A 17118-nucleotide genomic window follows, 5' to 3' on the forward strand; every position below is an offset into this window, starting at 1 on the left:
CCCGCGTGGGTCCGACCCTTCATTGTCCAGGAATCCGGGTCAGCGGGTCGGGTCGACGTCGGAGACGGAGATCACGCGGTGCAGCGGCAGGGTGACGGGCTCGGCGGAATCGGGCTCGATCCCCTCGATCCGACCCCCGCCGACGGAGGCCGGCACGAGCAGTCGCGCGGTGGACCGGCCCTGGGCGTCGACGACCGAGACGGTGACGGCGGTGCCCGTGCTCGCCGCGTCGTGCAGGCGGGCGATGGCGGCCTCGCCGGTGTACGCGCCCCCTGAAGTACCCCGCGCCGAGCGCACCCGGTCGGCCGAGCGCATCGCCGCGACGGCCGCCCGCAGTTCGGAGGGGGTGGCCGTGCGCGTGGGGACGCGGGGCGCGCGGGTGATGCGGCTCTCCCGGACACGGGCCACCGGCCGGGTCAGGGCGACGACGGCGCCGGTCGTGTCCTCGACGACGGGGGAGAACCCGTGCTCGCGCAGGGCCTCCACCAGGTCCAACGGCCGGGCCTGGGAGATGAGGACGGTCGGCGCGACGGTCCGCAGTGCGCAGTTCTCGGCCACCGGGGAGCTGAGGACCTGGGCGACCAGCGACGGGTCGTCGCACCGGACGAAGGACAGGGCGGTACCCACCCGCAGCCGACCGTGACGACGGGCCACGTCCTCGATGAGGTAGTCCAGCGACTGCGGGACGGGGGTGACGGAGGTCCGGGCGAGCAGGTCCCGGATCCCCGCCGCCGTGCGCCCGGCGTCGAGTGCGCGACGCACGGAGGTCTCGGTGACGCGGTAGGTGGTGGCGGCGCCGGCCGACTCGACGTCGGCCAGGAGCGCGAACTCCGCGGCGAGCTCGGGCACGAGCGGGCCGGGGGCGAGGATCGTCAGGTCGGCCTGGACGATGACCTCCGAGACCGGGTCTGGCAGGGCGGCGACGAGGACCGGTTCGAGGTCCTCGACGCCGGGGGCGGGGGTGCCGTCATGGGTGGTGGCGGTGTGGGTGGCGGCTCCGGCGACGGGTGCGTGGGTGTCGCCGGCGAGGGCCCTGGCCGCGCTGGTGGCGGTGGTCCCGACGACGAGTCCCATCAGACGCGCCTCCGCCACGGTCTCGGCCACGGGCCGGGAACCCGCACGCGAGAACCACACCGGCGAGGACCAGCGCACCACCTCCGTCAGCAGAGTGGCGTCGGGCTCCGCTGCGGGGTCCAGGGCGGCCAGCGCCTTCAGGACCCGGATCCGTTCGGTGGGTCCGGGCGGGCCGATGGGCTCACCCAATGCGGGCACGGTGCCGCCGCCCTCGATCTCGGACCCGACCCGCCACGGCGTCCGCGGCATGGACCACCACGCGAGGACGAGCTCGGCCCAGCGGCGTGCGGGTTCGCGGGCCGACCACACGTCGGCGGCCTCGGTGGGCGCCCACACCGAGTCGAAGGCCACGTCGCCGACGTCGGCGTCGCCGACCGCGATGAGTCCCGCGGCCGCGAGGACCTCGAGCAGCAGGGGGAGCTCGCGCTCGACGAGGCCGGAGGCGCGGGCCACCCGCCGCAGTTCGCGCACCCCGACACCGCCGGCCTTGAGGGTGGCGGCCGGGGCGGTCGACAGGGCGGAGAGGACCGAGTCGCAGCGGTGCAGCAGCTCAAGGGCCGCGACGCCGCCGGAGGCGTCGACCCGGCCCGCCCCGCCCGCCCCGCCCGCGGCCGCCCCGGCCCTCGGCGCGGCCCACGCAGGGGCGTGGAGCAGCGACGATCCCTCGTCGCGGGCGCCGTGGCGGGCCCGGTCCAGCGCGTGGGCACGCGGGACGACCACCTCGCCGTCGTCCCCACCGGTCACCTCCGCGAGCCCCGAGCCCGCCAGCTCTGTCGCGGCGGCACGCACCGGCTCCGACGCCCCGGCGCCGAGAGCCCCGACGGGGGTGCGCCCGCGGGCGATCGCCTCGAGCACCCCGACCGCCGGAGCGGACAGGCCGCCCCAGGCGACGTCGAGGTCGGCGCCCGCGGGCTCGCCGGGGTGCGGCGCCACCACCGGGGCCGACCGGACGGCCACCGCCGTGACGGGCGCCATCCGGACATGGTCCCCTCCGCCCCAGAGCAGGGTGAGGTCGCGGAGACGGGCGAGGGCGGCGTGGAAGACGGGCTCGTCGTCGTCGACACCCAACCGGCCCGACACCGCACCCAGCGGCACCGCCCCGGAATCGGCTCCCACCGCTGCGGCGGTGGCCAGGACCACGAGCTCCGGCCACGTCAGGGTCCCCAGCGCGCGGGCGGTGGACGCCGGCAACCGCAGCCTCGACGCGAGCACGTCGACCGAGGCCGGGGGAGGGGTGGCCACATCCGGACGCGACTCGCACACGCGGACGAGCGCGTCATCGGACAGTCCGGCCAGCCACGCGGGGAAGTCCGGCTCGTCGCCGGCGGCACCGGGGGAACCAGCACGGCGGGGGGCGACACGGCGGGAGGAGGCTCGGGAACTCGGCATGATCCGTCCCAGCCTAGTGAGATCGCGGCGGCGGTGAGGACCGTCCGGGTCCGATACGACCCGGATGCTGACGGGACGCCCGCGAGGTGAGACACTGGACACGTGGCTGCCAAGAAGAATCTGACCCATGACAACCCGGGATGGCCCGACGCCTCGTTCGGCGAGCACCCGGTGACCGAACTCGCCGCGCTGGTCGCGGGAGGCCTGTCCCCTTTCGGGCAGGAGACCTTCCCGCTGCCGCAGCATCGGCTGGGCTACCTCCACCCGGAGACGGTGGTCAACAGGACCGTCCGCACCCGCTGAGCGCGACGCACTCACACACGAGGAAGGGCCGCCACTCCCTGCAGGGGGTGGCGGCCCTTCCTCGTGGTCCGTGGACCGGGGCTGCGCGGGTGACGCGTCAGTTGGCCAGGTAGGTGGCGAAGAAGCCGTCCACCAGGTCCTGGTTGCCGGCGTAGGCGGCGTCGACGGCGTCCCGGTTGGCCTCGTAGGTGTCGGCGATCGGCAGCACGATGCCGCGGCCCTCGGCGAAGGAGGACAGGGTCGCCACGTGATCGGCGGCGGTGACCGCCTCCGGGGCGGCGGGCGCGGCCGGGGCGTGGGCACGCGGGGCCGGCGCGGGCGCCGGGTTGGACAGGTCGCGCGGGGTCGGCGCGGAGTTCAGGCCCAGCTTGGCCGAGCAGGCGGGCCAGGCGCCCCAGCCCTGACCGGCGAGGGTCTTCTCGGCGATCGCGATCTGCTGCTCGCGCGTGGCCTGGTTGGCCGTCGGGGCGTACTGCGTACCGCCGTAGGCGGCCCAGGTGCTCGGCGAGAACTGCAGGCCGCCCTGGTACCCGTTCCCGGTGTTGATGCCCCAGTTGCCGCCGGACTCACACTGGGCCAGGCGGTCCCAGTCGGAGTCGGGGGCGGCGTTGGCGGCCGGCGCGAGGGCCAGGCCGGCGGCGGAGAACGCGGTGCCCGCGAGGACAACCTTCACAGCGTTCCTGGGCGCTGAGGAGGCGGCGGCGGCACGGTGGCGTCCGGTGTAAGAGGTCATGTCGTCAGTCCTTTTCACTCTGTGCCTACGGGGTGAGCTGTCGGGTTCGGACGAGTGCGTCCGGCCGCCGGTGGCGGCTTCACCCCAAGGCGACCATCGGTCGCCGGGCCCGTGGTGGGCCCTGTCGGGTCCCCCGTCCCCGCCCGGGTAATGGTCACTGTGGCATCGGCCGCTGGGCGGGGTTCGGTAGGTGCGTCCGATGCCGACTCGCTGACGAGTCTGCTACGAAACTGTAGCGGTCCGATGCCGGATCGTCACCATTCTGAAATAAACCGAGGCAGTGTGGGTCTGACGTGCGCGCCGTTATCGGCTCGTTACCAGCGACGTTCGCGGACGGGTGTGGTTGGTCACACCGACGGCGGCCGCGAGCCGAGGATGGCGTACAGCAGTCCCAGCAGGAACCCCACCGGGGTGAACGACATCGCCCCGAGATAGAGGAGAGTCGGCGCGTCGCGGCCGAGCACGAACGGGGTCAGCGCCGCCGCGACGGTGAACAGCACCCCGATCGTGAAGATGACGAGCGCCGTCACGAACAGGCCCCGGCGTCGTGGCCGCACGGGGTCGGCTGCCCGCGCGGACGCGGCGGCGTCAGGTGTCCAGGGGTCGTCGGCAGGGCGTCGATCGTCGGCGGTCACACGGGGAGGTTACCGCTCGCCTCGCGGTGGGCACCAACGCGCACGAGGGTAGTCTCGGGGCATCAGTCATGGTTGTCGGTCGCGTATCCCGCGTCCGGTCGGAAGGTGGTTCGCGGTGCCCAGCGGCAAGGTCAAGTGGTACGACGCGGAGAAGGGCTTCGGTTTCCTGTCCCAGGAGGGCGGAGAGGACGTCTACGTGCGCTCCGAGGCGCTCCCCGCAGGGCTCGAGACGCTGCGTCCGCGCCAGCGCGTGGAGTTCGACATGGTCTCCGGGCGCCGCGGCCCCCAGGCGTTGCGCGTGGTGGTCCACGACGAGCCGACGGTCGCGGAGGAGCGGGCCCCGAGGAGCGGGCCCCGACGTTCGGCGGACGAGCTGCACGGGATGGTCGAGGACATGATCAAGGTGCTCGAGTCGACCGTCCAGCCCGAGTTGCGCCGTGGTCACCGGCCGGAGGCCAAGGTCTCGGGCCGGGTGGCGTCGGTGCTCCGCGCGGTCGCGCGCGAGCTGGACGCCTGACCCACGGATCAGTCGGCGTAGGTGAAGCGCACCGACCACTCGCCGTTGAGGATCGACTCCGACCCGTCAGCGGCATAGACGATCGCGACCGCACGGATGGCGAGGCCCTCGATCCGGCCCTCCTCCGGGGTGGTCACGGGCACCAGCAGCTGGCCCGGCCCGCCGGCCTCGACGGTGTAGTCGCGGGAGCCGTCGGCGCGGATCTCATAGACGTCCATCGTCGACGCACGCAGCTCTCCGGGCAGCCGGACGGTGAGGACGTCCTCATCCTGCACCCGGAACTCGCCGACCGGATTGGTGAAGGTGTTCCCGTCCAGGTCGGTCGCGGTGAACGGCAGCACGGTCACCTGGCCGCGATCGCTCGCGACGGTCACCTCGGGTAGTGCACCGTACCGGGCCTCCGAACCCTGCCAGGCGCCGACGATCGCGGCGATCATGATGATCATCCACGCCGCGATCGCCCAGGTGATGGGACGGATACGGGAGCCGGTCGACGGGGTCTCGTTGCGGGAACTCACTCCCTCATTCTGCCGAGGGGCCGGGTGTCGGCCACACCCGGGTCGCGCGGCGGGCCCGGGAAGCGCGGCCTGTTGCCGCCTAGGCCGGGGACGAGGGTCGACCCGCGGCCGGTCAGGTGCGATTGCGCGAACATCAGGGCGCCGACCACGGCGATCACCGAGAACCCCACGGTGAAGTCGGTCGGCAGGAGGACGCCCAGTGCTCCGCCGAGGACCCACGCCACCTGCAGGGCGGTCTCGGAGCGACCGAAGGCCGAGGAGCGTGCGGCGTCCGGGATGTCCGTCTGGACCGACGCGTCGAGGGCGACCTTGCCCAGGGCGCTGCACACCGCCGCGACGAGCGCGAGGACGGCCGCGGCCCAGATGGTCCCGAGGAACGCGGCGACGACGGCCGTCGCCAGGGCCGCCCCCGCGGCCGTGCCGGCGATCCGTTCGGGCCGGCCCAGCGGGAGCCGCGCACCGACGGCATTGCCGGTGAAGGTACCCAGCCCGCCGGCGGCGCCCGCCATCGCCAGGAGGCCGGCCTGCTCGATCGCGGTGGCGTCCTCCTGGGCCTTGGCCATGAACGCCAGGAACAGGGTGAGGAAGCCGGTCATGAAACGCAGGAGCGACACCGCCCACAGGTTCGCCAGGACGTTCCTGCCCAGCGGCCGCGTGAGGACCGCCCGGAGGTCACCGGTCAGACTCGGGCCCCGCTCCATCCGCAGGGTGGCGGACTCCTCGTCCCGGGACGCCTCGGCGTGCGCGGGGATGGTCACGGCGACGTAGGCCGCGACGAGGGCGACCGCTGCGAGCAACCACAGGGCGGCGTCGGAGTCCCACAGCCATGCCACGGCGCCGGCTGTCGCCCCTGCGATGAGGCTGCCGCAGACGTGCCCCAGCACGGTCAGGCGGGAGTTGGTGCGGACCAGGTCCAGGGTCGGGGGCAGCACGTGGGGGGTGATGGACGCCTTGACGACGCCGAACGTCTTGGACAACACGAGCATGCCCAGCGCGAGGGGGTACAGGAGCCAGGAGTCGAAGTTCAGCGCGAGGATCACCGCGAGCACCGCACGCAGGGTGAACGTCAGTGAGACGGTGAGACGTCGGCCCCGGTGGAGGCGGTCCAGGGCGGGGCCGATGACCGGCGCGATCAGCGCGAACGGCGCGACCGTGACCAGGAGGTACAGCGCCACGCTGGCGCGGGACTCCGCGGTCGCGGCGGAGAAGAACAGGGTGTTGGCCAGGGCCACGGCGAGAATCGCGTCGCAGGCGAAGTTGGCGACCGTGACGTAGCTGAGCGGAGCGAGTCCCGAACGGTCCGCGCCGTCGGCGTGGAAGACCCGGCGCACGCCCCGTCCGGCGGAGGAGGCGGCGCGGCGCGCGGGACCGGCGGTACGCTCACCCAACGAGGCGCACCTCGTACATGGTCGGCCACAGCTTGCCGGTGAGCAGGACGTTCCCGGAGTCCGGCAGTGCCGCGATCCCGTTGAGCACGGCATCGGGGTCGGCGGGCCGCGGTTGCTGGAGCTGCCCGGCGTCGTAGATGGCGGTGACCTGCCCCGTGGCGGGGTCGATCCGCACGATCTCGTCGGTCATCCACACGTTCGCGAGGACCGAGCCGTCCGCACATTCCAGTTCGTTGAGCCGGGTGACCGGCGTGCCCCCCGAGGTCACCGACACGCGTCCGGTCGGCTCGAAGGTCGTCGGGTCGCGGAAGGTCAGGGTGTCGGAGCCGTCGCTCATCACCAGCGCCGTGCCGTCGGAGCACAGGCCCCAGCCCTCGCCCTCGTACGGGACCTCGGAGCGCACCTCGAGGGTCTGCGGGTCGCGGTTGTGGGCGATGCCCTTCTGCCAGGTGAGGGTCCACAGGGTGTCGGGGGTGACGGCCAGGCCCTCGCCGAACTCGTCCCCCGCCATGGCGACGGTCACCGCGGGCTCGCCACCCCCCAGCGGTCGACGCTGGACCACGGAACTGCCGACCCGCCCCGTCGACTCGTAGATCTCGTCGCCCACCACCTGTAGCCCCTGGGTGAACAAGGACGGGTCGTGCTCGAGCGTGCGCACGACCTCCACCGAGCCGCGCGCGGGTTGCGGGTCCGACGGCCCGACCGGCACCCGGGGGGCCGCCGAACTCCCGGCGGCCGAGCCGGCGGGGACGCTCGACGAGGCCAGGGAAGCGCCGGCGGTGGTGGCGGGCGGTGCTCCTCCGTCGTCCGAGGAACACGCCGTGAGTGCGGCGACGAGGCTCAGGGACACGACGAGGGGGCCGACCGGGCCGAGGGCGCTGCGCATGCCCCCCAGGATGCCGCACGACGGGCCGGGCCGTGACCTCCACGCGGAGATGCGCATAATGGGAGCGGTGAACACCGAGGTAGGCACGGATCAGGGGTCGGATTTCGACGGCGCGCTGCGTGAGCGGCTGGCCTCCGGCGTCGACGTAGCCCGGTCGGCGGTCGAGGAGTTCGCCGCGGAGGGTGTGGGGGAGCACCTCGGCAGCACCGTCGAGGCGGAGTTCACCACCACGCACCGGTTCGCCTCCGAGCTGCCCGGGTACCGAGGTTGGTACTGGGCCTGCGTCCTCGCGCTCGTGCCCGGTGGTGACCTGACCGTCGACGAGATCGCGCTCCTCCCGGGAGCGGACGCGCTGGTCGCCCCCGAGTGGGTGCCGTGGGATCGGCGCATCCGGCCCGGGGACCTCGGCGCCGGGGATCTGCTCCCGCCGCCCGAGGACGACGACCGGCTCGTCCCCGGCTACACGCTGAACGGCGACGACGAGCTGGACGACGCCGCGGGGCCGATCGGTCTCGGCCGACCGCATCACCTGAGCTGGGAGGGGCGGGCCGCCGCCGCCGACCGGTGGACGGTCGAGCGCGGACCGGACACCGAGATCGCCCGGGCCGCCAAGCACCACTGTGGGACCTGTGGGTTCCTGGTGCCCGTGGCCGGGTCCCTGGGCGCCCTGTTCGGCGTCTGCGCCAACGAGTTCTCCGCCGACGGGCGGGTCGTCCACCTCGAGTACGGCTGCGGCGCCCACAGCGAGGTCGAGATCCCCTCCGACACCGGGCCGGCTGTTGCCGAGGCGTACGACGACGCCGCCGTCGACGTGGTGGTCCTGCCCCAGCAGCTCGCCGCGACCGCACGTGCCCGCTCCGCCGCCGATGACCGCACGGACGATCAGGCCGCGTCCGGCCACCCTGCGTCCGGCCACGCCGCGTCCGGTGCGGCCGCCCCCCACGAGGGTGGGGACGCCGAGACGTCTGTCGACGAGCCCACGTCCGCGGACTGACCCGCTCAGTCCAGGTCGTAGTCCAGGCCCTGTTGGGCACCCGCGCTGCCGCGTAGTACGGCCCGGCGCTGCAGTGCGTAGACGATCGTGCCGACCGCCCCGACGCCGACGCCGACCGCGCCCAGGATGACCGAACGCATGTCGACCTCCTCCATGAGCATGTGGGCCAGGAGGGCCAACGTCCACGCCAGGGTGCCGATGATGACGACGGGTCGGGGGTCCAGCAGGTAGGCGGGAATCCGGGGGACCCCCGGGTCTGTCGACTCGTCCGTCATGACCGCGACGCTACCGCAGGCGGCGGGGCGGTTACTCTATGACGGTTCCTCACCCACAGCTCAGGAAGGTCACCAGATGTCGCAGAGCACCGGGGCCCCGTCGCAGCCCCCCACCAAGGTCGGGGCGCTCGATCGCTACTTCAAGATCAGCGAGCGCGGCTCGACGGTGTCCCGCGAGGTCCGCGGCGGGCTCGTCAGCTTCTTCGCGATGGCCTACATCATCATCCTCAACCCGCTGATCCTCGGCTCGGGCACCGACGTCGAGGGCAACCAGCTGTCGATCGTCGAGATCGCCGCGGTCACCGCCTTCACGGCGGGCGTGATGACCATCGCGTTCGGTGCGATCGCGCGGTACCCCTTCGCATTCGCCACGGGCCTGGGGATCAACTCGCTCGTCGCCGTCACCATCGCGCAGCAGGTGACCTGGGCCGAGGCCATGGGCCTGGTGGTCATCGAGGGCATCATCATCGTGATCCTCGCCGTCACCGGGTTCCGCACCGCCGTGTTCAACGCGGTGCCCGGCGAGCTCAAGGCGGCCATCGCCGTCGGCATCGGCCTGTTCATCGCGATGGTCGGTGTCGTCGACTCCGGTTTCGTCCGCCGCCTCCCGGACGCGGCCGGCACCACCGTCCCGGTGGGGCTCGGCATCAACGGGTCGATCGCCTCGTGGCCCACCTTCGTCTTCGTCGTCGGTCTCCTGCTCTGCGGAATCCTCGTCGCACGCCAGATCCGCGGCGGCCTGTTCATCGGCATCGTCGTCACCGCGGTCTTCGCGGTGATCGTCGAGGCCCTAGCGGACGCGGGCCCGTCCTTCGTCGACGGTGAGCCCAATCCGACCGGCTGGGGCCTCGCGGTCCCCGGCATCCCCGATTCTCTCGGGGGCATCCCGAACCTGTCGCTGATCGGCCAGGTGGACCTCATCGGCGCGTTCGTCCGCATCGGGCCGCTGGCCGCGGGCCTGTTCGTCTTCACCCTGCTGCTCGCCAACTTCTTCGATGCCATGGGCACTTTCACCGGCCTCGGCAAGGAAGCCGAGCTCATGGACGACAAGGGCAACCTGCCCAACATGAAGGCCGCGCTGGTCGTCGAGGGATTCGGTGCCGTCGCCGGCGGTCTGACCTCGTCGTCGTCGAACACGGTGTTCCTCGAGTCCGCCTCCGGCATCGCCGAGGGAGCCCGGACGGGCCTGGCGAACGTCGTCACGGGCGGGTTGTTCCTGCTGGCGATGTTCTTCACCCCGCTGTACGAGGTCGTCCCGGTCGAGGCCGCCGCGCCCGCGCTGGTGATCGTGGGTGCGCTGATGATCCCGCAGATCAAGGCGATCGACCTGACCAACTTCGCGGTCGCGCTACCGGCGTTCCTCACGATCGTGGCGATGCCGTTCACGTACTCCATCGCCAACGGCATCGGGATCGGTTTCATCGCCTGGGTCGTCATGGCAACGGCCACCGGCAAGGGCCGCACCGTGCACCCGATCCTCTGGATCGTCGCGGTCGCGTTCGTCGTGTACTTCGCGATCGGTCCCATCACCGACGCGCTGGCCTGACCGGCCGGCGGGAGGAGCGACCGAACCGTGCACGTCGTCGACGTCTCCGACCCCGCCGACCCCAGGCTGGACGACCTCCGCGACCTCAACAACTCCGACCGGCGGCCCGACCTGCCCGGCGGGCGGGGACTGGTGATCGCCGAGGGCACGTACGTCGTGGGCCGCATGCTGCTCTCGCGCTTCCGGCCACACGTCCTCCTGGGTACCGACGCGCGGTTGCACCAGTTGCGCAGGGAGGCCGCCGCCGAGGGGTGGGACGCCGACGAGCGCGCGGGCGACGCGGTGTACCTGCGCACCACCAAGGACGTCCTCAGCGAGGTGATCGGCTTCCGGTCCAGCCGCGACATCCTCGCCGCCGCGGACCGGCCCGCACCACTGCCGGTCGAGGAGGTGCTGGACGGCGCGCGGACGCTCGTCGTGCTCGAGGGCGTCAACGACCCCGAGAACCTCGGCGCGATCTTCCGCAACTGCGCTGCCCTCGGGGTCGACGGCGTGCTGTTCGGGGCGGCCGCCGGGGACCCGCTCTACCGGCGGGTCGTGCGGGTGTCGATGGGACACGTGCTCCGCCTGCCGTTCGCCCACCTGCCCGGCACGCCCACCACCTGGCAGCGTTCGCTCGAGGACCTGCGGGAGCGGGGCTTCCGGACCGTCGCCCTGACGCCGTCCGCCGACACCCCGCTGTCCCGGGCCGTCGACGCCGACAGGGTGGCGTTCGTGCTCGGCGCGGAGGGCCCGGGGCTCACCGAGCACGCGATGCGTGCCTGCGATGTGCGGGCCGCGATCCCCATGACCGACGGCACGGATTCGCTCAACGTCGCCACCGCCGCGGCGGTCGCGTTCTACGAGCGGTCCCGCCGGGACTGACCCGCTCGCGACGGGCCGCGTCGACCCGCTAGCGGGATCCGCCGTCGCGACGGCGGCGGGACACCGAGTCCGCGCCCCGGCGCACGGCGTCACCGACGAGGCCGGCGATGCTCCGTATCCGGCCGCCGCGCGCACCCCCGCCCGGCCCGCGGGATCCGGAGGGGAGCCGCTCGTAATCGTCGTCGGCGTAGGGGGAGGGCCCGCCGGCGGCGCTGTCGCCATCGGCGTCCGTGTCGGACCCGACGCCGGCGGCACGCCTCGCGGCCGCGTGGAGCTCGGCGCGGCCCGGCATCCCCACGACGTGCAGTGCCGGCCCGGAGAGCGGGGTGTGCTGGCGTACCTCGCGGCGACCGTCGGTGGCGAACCCGTGGACCGGCACGTCGAGACCCCCCGGCTCCAGGTCGAAGCCGAGCAAGTCGCGGTGGGCGGCGTGGAGGAGTGACGACGGCGAGAACGGCAACGCCAAGGGGGTGTCGGTCGCCGTGTCGAGCGGGAACTCGCCGGCCCAGTAGGGCCTCTCGAACGGCAGGGGCATGCCCTCGTCCTCGACGATCCGGTCGTCGGCCCCGGCGAACGCCCGCACGAGCCGCCCCGACTCCCACCGGGCGAATCCGCTCACCCCGTCCTCCGCATCCTGGGCGAACAGCAGGATGGTGGGCGCCTCGACCAGTTTCAGCCACGACTCCGGGGTGGCGGACGGCGTGATGGGCCCCTCCATCGGGATCTGGACGACGGTGAGTCCCGGGAACGAGCCCACGTAGATCTCCCCCGGCCCGGCCGAGGCCGAGCGGTTGAGCGGGAACGCGCCCAGGGACGCCACCGTGACCGTGGGGAACAGCCGCGACAGCAGACGTCGCGCGAAACCGGGGTCGGACGGCTGTCCCGCCCGGATCGGTGCGGCGGGATCGTCCGTGGCCAGATACCAGAAGGTTGCGACGTGGTGTCCCATGACCGGACTCAGTCGTCCTTACCGCGGACCCCGAGCAGGACGTCCTCCCACGAGGGCATCGTGGGATGACGGCGCGAGGGGCGTCGTTCGGGTTCGGTGGGCGTGGGCTGGAGGAAGTCCTCGTTGTCGGTGTTGTCGTCGTCGTCGTTGTCGTTCCCGCCTCGCACCCCCGCGGGGCGCGAGGCGCCGGACGTCGGCTCCGACCGCCCGGACGACACCGGTCCCGTCCCCGCGGTAGGGGCGGATGCGGCGGGGGTGGACGGTCCGGCTGGTGTCGACGATCCGGCTGGGGTGGCCGGCGCGGCGGACGGCGCGGGGACCGCGCGGATCGGCGGCGGGCCCGGCGGCAGCGGGGGAGGAGACGAGACCGAGCGCAGCGCCGTCGCGCGCGAGGGGTCGAGGATGTTCTCCGCCTCGTCGTCGAGGGCCCGGGCCGAACCGCCGTGCGAGTCGGGGACGAACGACCACGTCGCACTGGCGTCGTCGGACAGGCCCGCCGGCCAGGAGGTACGGACGACCCACCCACCGGACCGGTCACGCCAGGCGTCCCAGACGACCAGGTCCGGGTCCACGCCACGGCGGTCGAGGGCGGCACCCACCCGGTCGGCGAGCGTGTTGAGGGCCGGGCCGTCCGGCAGCACCGGATGGGCGCCCTTGGCCATGTCGGCGGCGTTGGCGCGTTCCAACAACACCGGCACGGCGAACCCCTGGATCCGCGACAGTGACACGCCGGCGTCGGCGGCGACCTCCTCCGGGGAGGCGCCGTGCCGGATGCGGTCCTGGATCTCGCGGGGGCGCAGCGTACCGGTCACGGGAGCCCGACCGGACCCACCACCGGGCACGAACTCACCACGGGCGGCCGCCCGCAGACGATCATCGAGTGGGAGGGAGAGCTTCTCGCCGGAGTCCGGGACCTCGCATTCGACGACCGACGACTCGGTGTCCACACCGACGATCCTCAGCTTCCGCATGCCGCCTCCTCGACTCCTCGCGGTCCCGTGGGCGGCTCGAGGGGTCGAGTGGCGCGCACCCGGGTCCTGGGCGTTGATCCACATGGTAGGTCAGCACAGCCCACCCGGCGCGCGGACGGGCCGGGTGGGCTGCGGAAAACTGCAGACGATGCTGCGCGGGTGGCCCCGGAGGACGCCGATCAGGCGAGCTGGCCGACCACGTGGTCGATGCAGCGGGTCAGCTGCGTGACGTCCTCCGGCTCGATCGCCGGGAACATGCCGATGCGCAACTGGTTGCGGCCCAGCTTGCGGTACGGCTCGGTGTCGAGGATGCCGTTGGCGCGCAGCGTCCTGGCGACCTTCGCGGCGTCGATCTTCTCGTCGAGGTCGATGGTGCCCACGACCTGCGAGCGGTGGGCCGCCTCGGTGACGAACGGGGTGGCGTAGTCGCTGGCCTCGGCCCAGTCGTAGAGGCGCGAGGACGAGTCCTTGGTGCGCGCGACGCACCAGTCCAGACCGCCCTGCGAGTTCATCCACTCGATCTGCTCGGCGAACATGATCAGCGTGGCCACGGCCGGGGTGTTGTACGTCTGGTTCTTGCGCGAGTTGTCCACCGCGGTCGGCAGGGACAGGAAGTCCGGGCACCAGCGGTCGGTGGCGGCGATCTCGTCGACCCGCGCGAGCGCGGCCGGGCTCATGATCGACACCCACAGGCCACCGTCCGAGGCGAACGACTTCTGCGGGGCGAAGTAGTAGACGTCGGTGTCGGCGATGTCGACGGGCAGCCCGCCGGCGCCGGAGGTGGCGTCGATCGCCACCAGCGCGTTGTCCGAGCCGGCCGGACGGCTCACGGGGAGCATGACGCCGGTCGAGGTCTCGTTGTGGGCCCAGCCGATGAGGTCGACCGACGGGTCCGAGGTCGGCTCGGGGGCCGAACCGGGCTCGGCGGAGATGACGATCGGGTCGGCCAGGAACGGCGCACCGCCGGTGACCTTGGCGAACTTGGAGGAGAACTCACCGTAGGTCAGGTGAAGCGACTTCTCGCGGACCAGTCCGAAGGCGGCGGCGTCCCAGAACGCGGTGGTGCCGCCGTTGCCCAGCACGACCTCGTAGCCGTCGGGCAGGGAGAACAACGAGGACAGGCCGTCGCGCACGCGGCCCACGACATCCTTGACCGGGGCCTGCCGGTGACTGGTGCCCATCACGGTGGTGGCGGCGTCGGACACGGCCGCGATCTGCTCGGGACGGACCTTGGACGGGCCGCAGCCGAAGCGGCCGTCGGCGGGCTTGAGGTCGGCGGGGATGGTGGGCAGCTGATCGCTCATGCTCTTGGGGTGCCGTTCGGTCGGGGTGTGGGACGTGGTCCATCGTAGTCCGGCCCGTCCGTGGCCCGGAGTACCGTCTGGGTCATGGAGGAACCCGCCCTGGAACCGGCCGATTTCGACGTGATGCGGGTCGGGTACGGCCTGCATCCGCGCTTGGACGTCGCCGACCTGGACGACGGGTGGCTGCCGCTGTTCACCGCGTGGTTGGAGGAGGCGGGGCGCCGAGGTGTCCGTGAGCCCAACGCGATGGTGCTCGGCACCGTCGGTGCCGACGGCCGGCCCTCGACCAGGACGGTGCTGTGCAAGGGCGCCGACGAGCGGGGGGTGACGTTCTTCACGACGACGACGTCCCGCAAGGGCACGCAGTTGGCGGAGACCGGGTACGCGTCGGTGACCTTCCCGTGGTTGGTCGCCGAGCGTCAGGTCCACATCGAGGGTCCGTGCCATCCGGTTGACCGGGCGGACAGCCTCGACTACTGGCGCACGCGGCCCCGGGGGTCGCAGGTCTCGGCGTGGGCTTCGGAGCAGTCCCGACCGGCCGAATCCGTCGAGGAGCTGGAGTCGCTGTACGCGACCGCGGAGCGGCGACTGGCGGGCGTCGACGAGATCCCCATGCCGGACAGATGGGGCGGGTTCCGGCTGGTGCCCGAACGGGTCGAGTTCTGGCAGGGCGGTCCGGACCGCTTCCACGACCGCGTCGAGTGCCTCCTGGCGGGGGAGACGTGGACGGCCCGCAGGCTCCAGCCCTGACCACCCGCGTCCAGACAGGCTGTGGGGCCGTGGGGGGGAGCGTCTGAGAACTCCCTTCGAACCGTGGTCCGCCCTCACGGTAGGGTGTGGCACAGCACATTCGTGGCGGGATTCAGGCCGCCGGGACCAGTCGTCGGAGAGGGAATCGCGTGACCGCAGGCTCGAACGGTTCGGACCGCAATGCAACACTGTCCTACCCCGGCGGTGAGCTCGAACTCGATGTGGTGGAAGCGACCTGCGGAAGCGACGCGGTGCAGCTGGGTTCCCTGCTGGCGAAGACGGGGATGACGACCCTGGACGTCGGGTTCGTCAACACCTCCGCCTGCACCTCCTCGATCACCTACATCGACGGCAACGAGGGCATCCTCCGTCACCGCGGGTACCCGATCGACCAGCTCGCCGACAACGCGTCCTTCCTGGAGGTCTCGTACCTGCTCATCTACGGTGAGGACCCCACGGAGGCCCAGCTCGCCGAGTTCACCGAGAAGGTGCTCGCCGAGACGACGCTGCCCGGCCAGATGATGCCGCTGCTGCAGGCCTTCCCCCGGGACACCCACCCGATGCCCGTCCTGTCGGCCGGCGTGAGCCTCTTCGGGACCCACGGTGACGACCTGGACATCGACGACCCCAAGGCCGTCGACCTGGCCACCGCCCGACTCCTCGGACGCGGCCCGACCCTGGCCGCCGCGATCGAGCGCATCCGGGGCGGCAAGAACGCCATCGACCCGGACCCGTCGCTCGGGTACGTCCGCAACTTCCTGCGGATGACGTTCGGCCCGGACTACGAGGTCACCGACGAGGTCGCCGACGCCCTCGACATGCTCCTCGTGCTGCACGCCGATCACGAGCAGAACTGCTCCACCTCCACCGTCCGCATGGTCGGTTCCTCCGAGGCCCCGCTCTACGCCTCGATCACCGGGGGCATCAACGCGCTGTACGGTCCGCTGCACGGTGGCGCCAACCAGGCCGTGCTGGAGATGCTCGAGCGGATCGACTCGGAGGGCGGCGACGCCACCGACTACATGGACCGGGTCAAGAACAAGGTCGACGGCGTCAAGCTGATGGGCTTCGGCCACCGCGTCTACAAGAGCTACGATCCGCGCGCGCAGATCGCCAAAAAGCACGCGCACGCGCTGCTGTCGCAGAGCAACGACCCGCTGCTCGAGATCGCGCTCAAGCTCGAGGAGACGGCGCTCGCCGACGACTACTTCGTCGAGCGCAAGCTCTACCCGAACGTGGACTTCTACACCGGCCTGATCTACCGCGCGATGGGCTTCCCGACGGAGATGTTCACCGTGCTGTTCGCGCTCGGCCGTATGCCCGGGTGGATCGCGCACTGGCGCGAGATGCGCGAGGATCCGTCCACCAAGATCAACCGCCCGCGTCAGGTCTATACCGGCCCGGCCGAGCGGAGTTTCACCCCGATCAGCCAGCGCTGAACCCGGGAACCTGACTCCAGGAGGAGACACCATGGACAAGCCCGAGATCGACATGCCGACGGGCCCCGCGCCCACCGACCTCGTCGCCGAGGACATCACGGTGGGGGACGGTGCCGAGGCGGTCGCCGGCGGCAACGTCACCGTCCACTACGTGGGGGTCGACTACGAGACCGGTGAGCAGTTCGACTCCTCCTGGGACCGCGGCGAGTCCATCACCTTCCCGCTCAACGGCCTGATCCAGGGTTGGCAGGAGGGGATCCCGGGGATGAAGGTCGGCGGTCGCCGCCAGCTGGTGATCCCGCCGGACAAGGCCTACGGCACCTCCGCGGCGCTGCACCCGCTCGGCGGCAAGACCCTGGTGTTCGTCATCGACCTGCTCAACGCCTGAGCCCTCCTCCCGTAGCCGGGAGACCCGATCGCCCCGTCCTCCCCACGGAGGGCGGGGCGATCGGCGTCGGTAGGGGGGCCGGCAGGGCGGAGATGGCGGGGCGGACGTCGCACGCCTCGCCCGGGCTGACGCGCACCGTGGGGAGCCCGGGGTGTGTGCCCGTTCTGCCCGCATAGACGGGGGCTACGCGCCCGG

At 72.4% G+C, this 17118-nt stretch carries 18 protein-coding genes and 1 riboswitch; of the genes, 8 read left to right on the forward strand and 10 right to left on the reverse strand.

Features of this window, described 5'->3' with window-relative positions; translation table 11 throughout:
• Positions 1 to 39 precede the first annotated feature (39 nt).
• Positions 40 to 2463, reverse strand: coding sequence for a helicase-associated domain-containing protein (locus tag OVA21_RS02495; RefSeq protein ID WP_268091708.1), 2424 nt, complete (start codon positions 2461 to 2463; stop codon positions 40 to 42).
• A 102-nt stretch (positions 2464 to 2565) separates the two neighbouring features.
• On the opposite strand from OVA21_RS02495, the gene OVA21_RS02500 reads away from it, so the two are divergent.
• A complete protein-coding gene (locus tag OVA21_RS02500) occupies positions 2566 to 2766 on the forward strand; it encodes a hypothetical protein (RefSeq protein WP_067712692.1) in 201 nt (66 codons plus the stop codon).
• 97 nt (positions 2767 to 2863) lie between these two features.
• Here OVA21_RS02500 and OVA21_RS02505 read toward each other — a convergent pair whose 3' ends face one another.
• Both OVA21_RS02505 and OVA21_RS02510 read right to left on the reverse strand, forming a co-directional pair.
• Positions 2864 to 3499 carry a transglycosylase family protein gene (locus OVA21_RS02505; RefSeq protein ID WP_132063566.1) on the reverse strand — a complete coding sequence of 212 codons (636 nt, stop codon included), beginning with the start codon at positions 3497 to 3499 and terminating at the stop codon, positions 2864 to 2866.
• Positions 3500 to 3507: 8 nt separating this feature from the next.
• Positions 3508 to 3665: riboswitch (cyclic di-AMP (ydaO/yuaA leader) on the reverse strand.
• 181 nt (positions 3666 to 3846) lie between these two features.
• Positions 3847 to 4134: a hypothetical protein gene (locus tag OVA21_RS02510; RefSeq protein WP_268091709.1), complete on the reverse strand. Its 288-nt coding sequence runs from the start codon at positions 4132 to 4134 to the stop codon at positions 3847 to 3849.
• 115 nt (positions 4135 to 4249) lie between these two features.
• Here OVA21_RS02510 and OVA21_RS19230 point away from each other — a divergent pair, with 115 nt between their 5' ends.
• Complete coding sequence (locus OVA21_RS19230) at positions 4250 to 4651, forward strand: cold-shock protein (RefSeq protein WP_159148729.1); 402 nt, start codon at positions 4250 to 4252, stop codon at positions 4649 to 4651.
• Between the two features lie 8 nt (positions 4652 to 4659).
• Here OVA21_RS19230 and OVA21_RS02520 read toward each other — a convergent pair whose 3' ends face one another.
• From OVA21_RS02520 to OVA21_RS02530, 3 genes are read right to left on the reverse strand one after another with little or no spacing between them, the layout of a single operon-like run.
• Positions 4660 to 5169 carry a DUF2771 family protein gene (locus tag OVA21_RS02520; RefSeq protein WP_159148728.1) on the reverse strand — a complete coding sequence of 170 codons (510 nt, stop codon included), beginning with the start codon at positions 5167 to 5169 and terminating at the stop codon, positions 4660 to 4662.
• The gene (locus tag OVA21_RS02525) at positions 5166 to 6557 is read right to left on the reverse strand and encodes an MFS transporter (RefSeq protein WP_163376605.1); all 1392 of its coding nucleotides are present in this window, start codon (positions 6555 to 6557) and stop codon (positions 5166 to 5168) included. Before OVA21_RS02525 ends, OVA21_RS02520 begins: the two co-directional genes overlap by 4 nt.
• Positions 6550 to 7443, reverse strand: a complete 894-nt coding sequence (locus OVA21_RS02530; RefSeq protein WP_067712679.1) for a glutaminyl-peptide cyclotransferase — start codon at positions 7441 to 7443, stop codon at positions 6550 to 6552. Before OVA21_RS02530 ends, OVA21_RS02525 begins: the two co-directional genes overlap by 8 nt.
• A 58-nt stretch (positions 7444 to 7501) precedes the next feature.
• Here OVA21_RS02530 and OVA21_RS02535 point away from each other — a divergent pair, with 58 nt between their 5' ends.
• Complete coding sequence (locus OVA21_RS02535; RefSeq protein ID WP_268093097.1) at positions 7502 to 8437, forward strand: DUF3027 domain-containing protein; 936 nt, start codon at positions 7502 to 7504, stop codon at positions 8435 to 8437.
• A gap of 5 nt (positions 8438 to 8442) precedes the next feature.
• On the opposite strand, the gene OVA21_RS02540 is transcribed toward OVA21_RS02535, so the two are convergent.
• Positions 8443 to 8712, reverse strand: coding sequence for a DUF2530 domain-containing protein (locus OVA21_RS02540; RefSeq protein WP_067712676.1), 270 nt, complete (start codon positions 8710 to 8712; stop codon positions 8443 to 8445).
• Positions 8713 to 8788: 76 nt separating this feature from the next.
• Here OVA21_RS02540 and OVA21_RS02545 point away from each other — a divergent pair, with 76 nt between their 5' ends.
• Both OVA21_RS02545 and OVA21_RS02550 read left to right on the forward strand, forming a co-directional pair.
• Positions 8789 to 10258 (forward strand): NCS2 family permease, encoded by a 1470-nt coding sequence (locus tag OVA21_RS02545; protein WP_268091712.1) that lies wholly within the window; start codon positions 8789 to 8791, stop codon positions 10256 to 10258.
• Positions 10259 to 10285: 27 nt separating this feature from the next.
• The gene (locus OVA21_RS02550; RefSeq protein ID WP_067712671.1) at positions 10286 to 11122 is read left to right on the forward strand and encodes a TrmH family RNA methyltransferase; all 837 of its coding nucleotides are present in this window, start codon (positions 10286 to 10288) and stop codon (positions 11120 to 11122) included.
• 28 nt (positions 11123 to 11150) lie between these two features.
• Here the strand turns inward: OVA21_RS02550 and OVA21_RS02555 are convergent, their stop codons facing one another.
• The 3 genes from OVA21_RS02555 to serC form a co-directional block, all read right to left on the reverse strand.
• Entirely contained in the window at positions 11151 to 12071 is a 921-nt protein-coding gene (locus OVA21_RS02555; protein WP_268091713.1) for a DUF6928 family protein, read from the reverse strand.
• Positions 12072 to 12079: 8 nt separating this feature from the next.
• Positions 12080 to 13042, reverse strand: coding sequence for a septation protein SepH (sepH, locus tag OVA21_RS02560; RefSeq protein WP_268091714.1), 963 nt, complete (start codon positions 13040 to 13042; stop codon positions 12080 to 12082).
• 179 nt (positions 13043 to 13221) lie between these two features.
• Positions 13222 to 14346: a phosphoserine transaminase gene (serC, locus tag OVA21_RS02565; protein WP_268091715.1), complete on the reverse strand. Its 1125-nt coding sequence runs from the start codon at positions 14344 to 14346 to the stop codon at positions 13222 to 13224.
• An 84-nt stretch (positions 14347 to 14430) separates the two neighbouring features.
• Between serC and pdxH the strand changes: the two genes are divergently transcribed.
• From pdxH to OVA21_RS02580, 3 genes are all read left to right on the forward strand, one after another.
• Positions 14431 to 15096: a pyridoxamine 5'-phosphate oxidase gene (gene pdxH, locus OVA21_RS02570; RefSeq protein ID WP_082923705.1), complete on the forward strand. Its 666-nt coding sequence runs from the start codon at positions 14431 to 14433 to the stop codon at positions 15094 to 15096.
• A 149-nt stretch (positions 15097 to 15245) separates the two neighbouring features.
• Positions 15246 to 16535 (forward strand): citrate synthase, encoded by a 1290-nt coding sequence (locus tag OVA21_RS02575; protein ID WP_159147867.1) that lies wholly within the window; start codon positions 15246 to 15248, stop codon positions 16533 to 16535.
• 31 nt (positions 16536 to 16566) lie between these two features.
• A complete protein-coding gene (locus OVA21_RS02580) occupies positions 16567 to 16923 on the forward strand; it encodes an FKBP-type peptidyl-prolyl cis-trans isomerase (RefSeq protein WP_067712656.1) in 357 nt (118 codons plus the stop codon).
• The last annotated feature ends 195 nt before the right edge of the window (positions 16924 to 17118 follow it).

Origin of the sequence: Dietzia sp. SL131 (genome assembly GCF_026672565.1) — a bacterium.
GTDB lineage: Bacteria > Actinomycetota > Actinomycetes > Mycobacteriales > Mycobacteriaceae > Dietzia > Dietzia kunjamensis.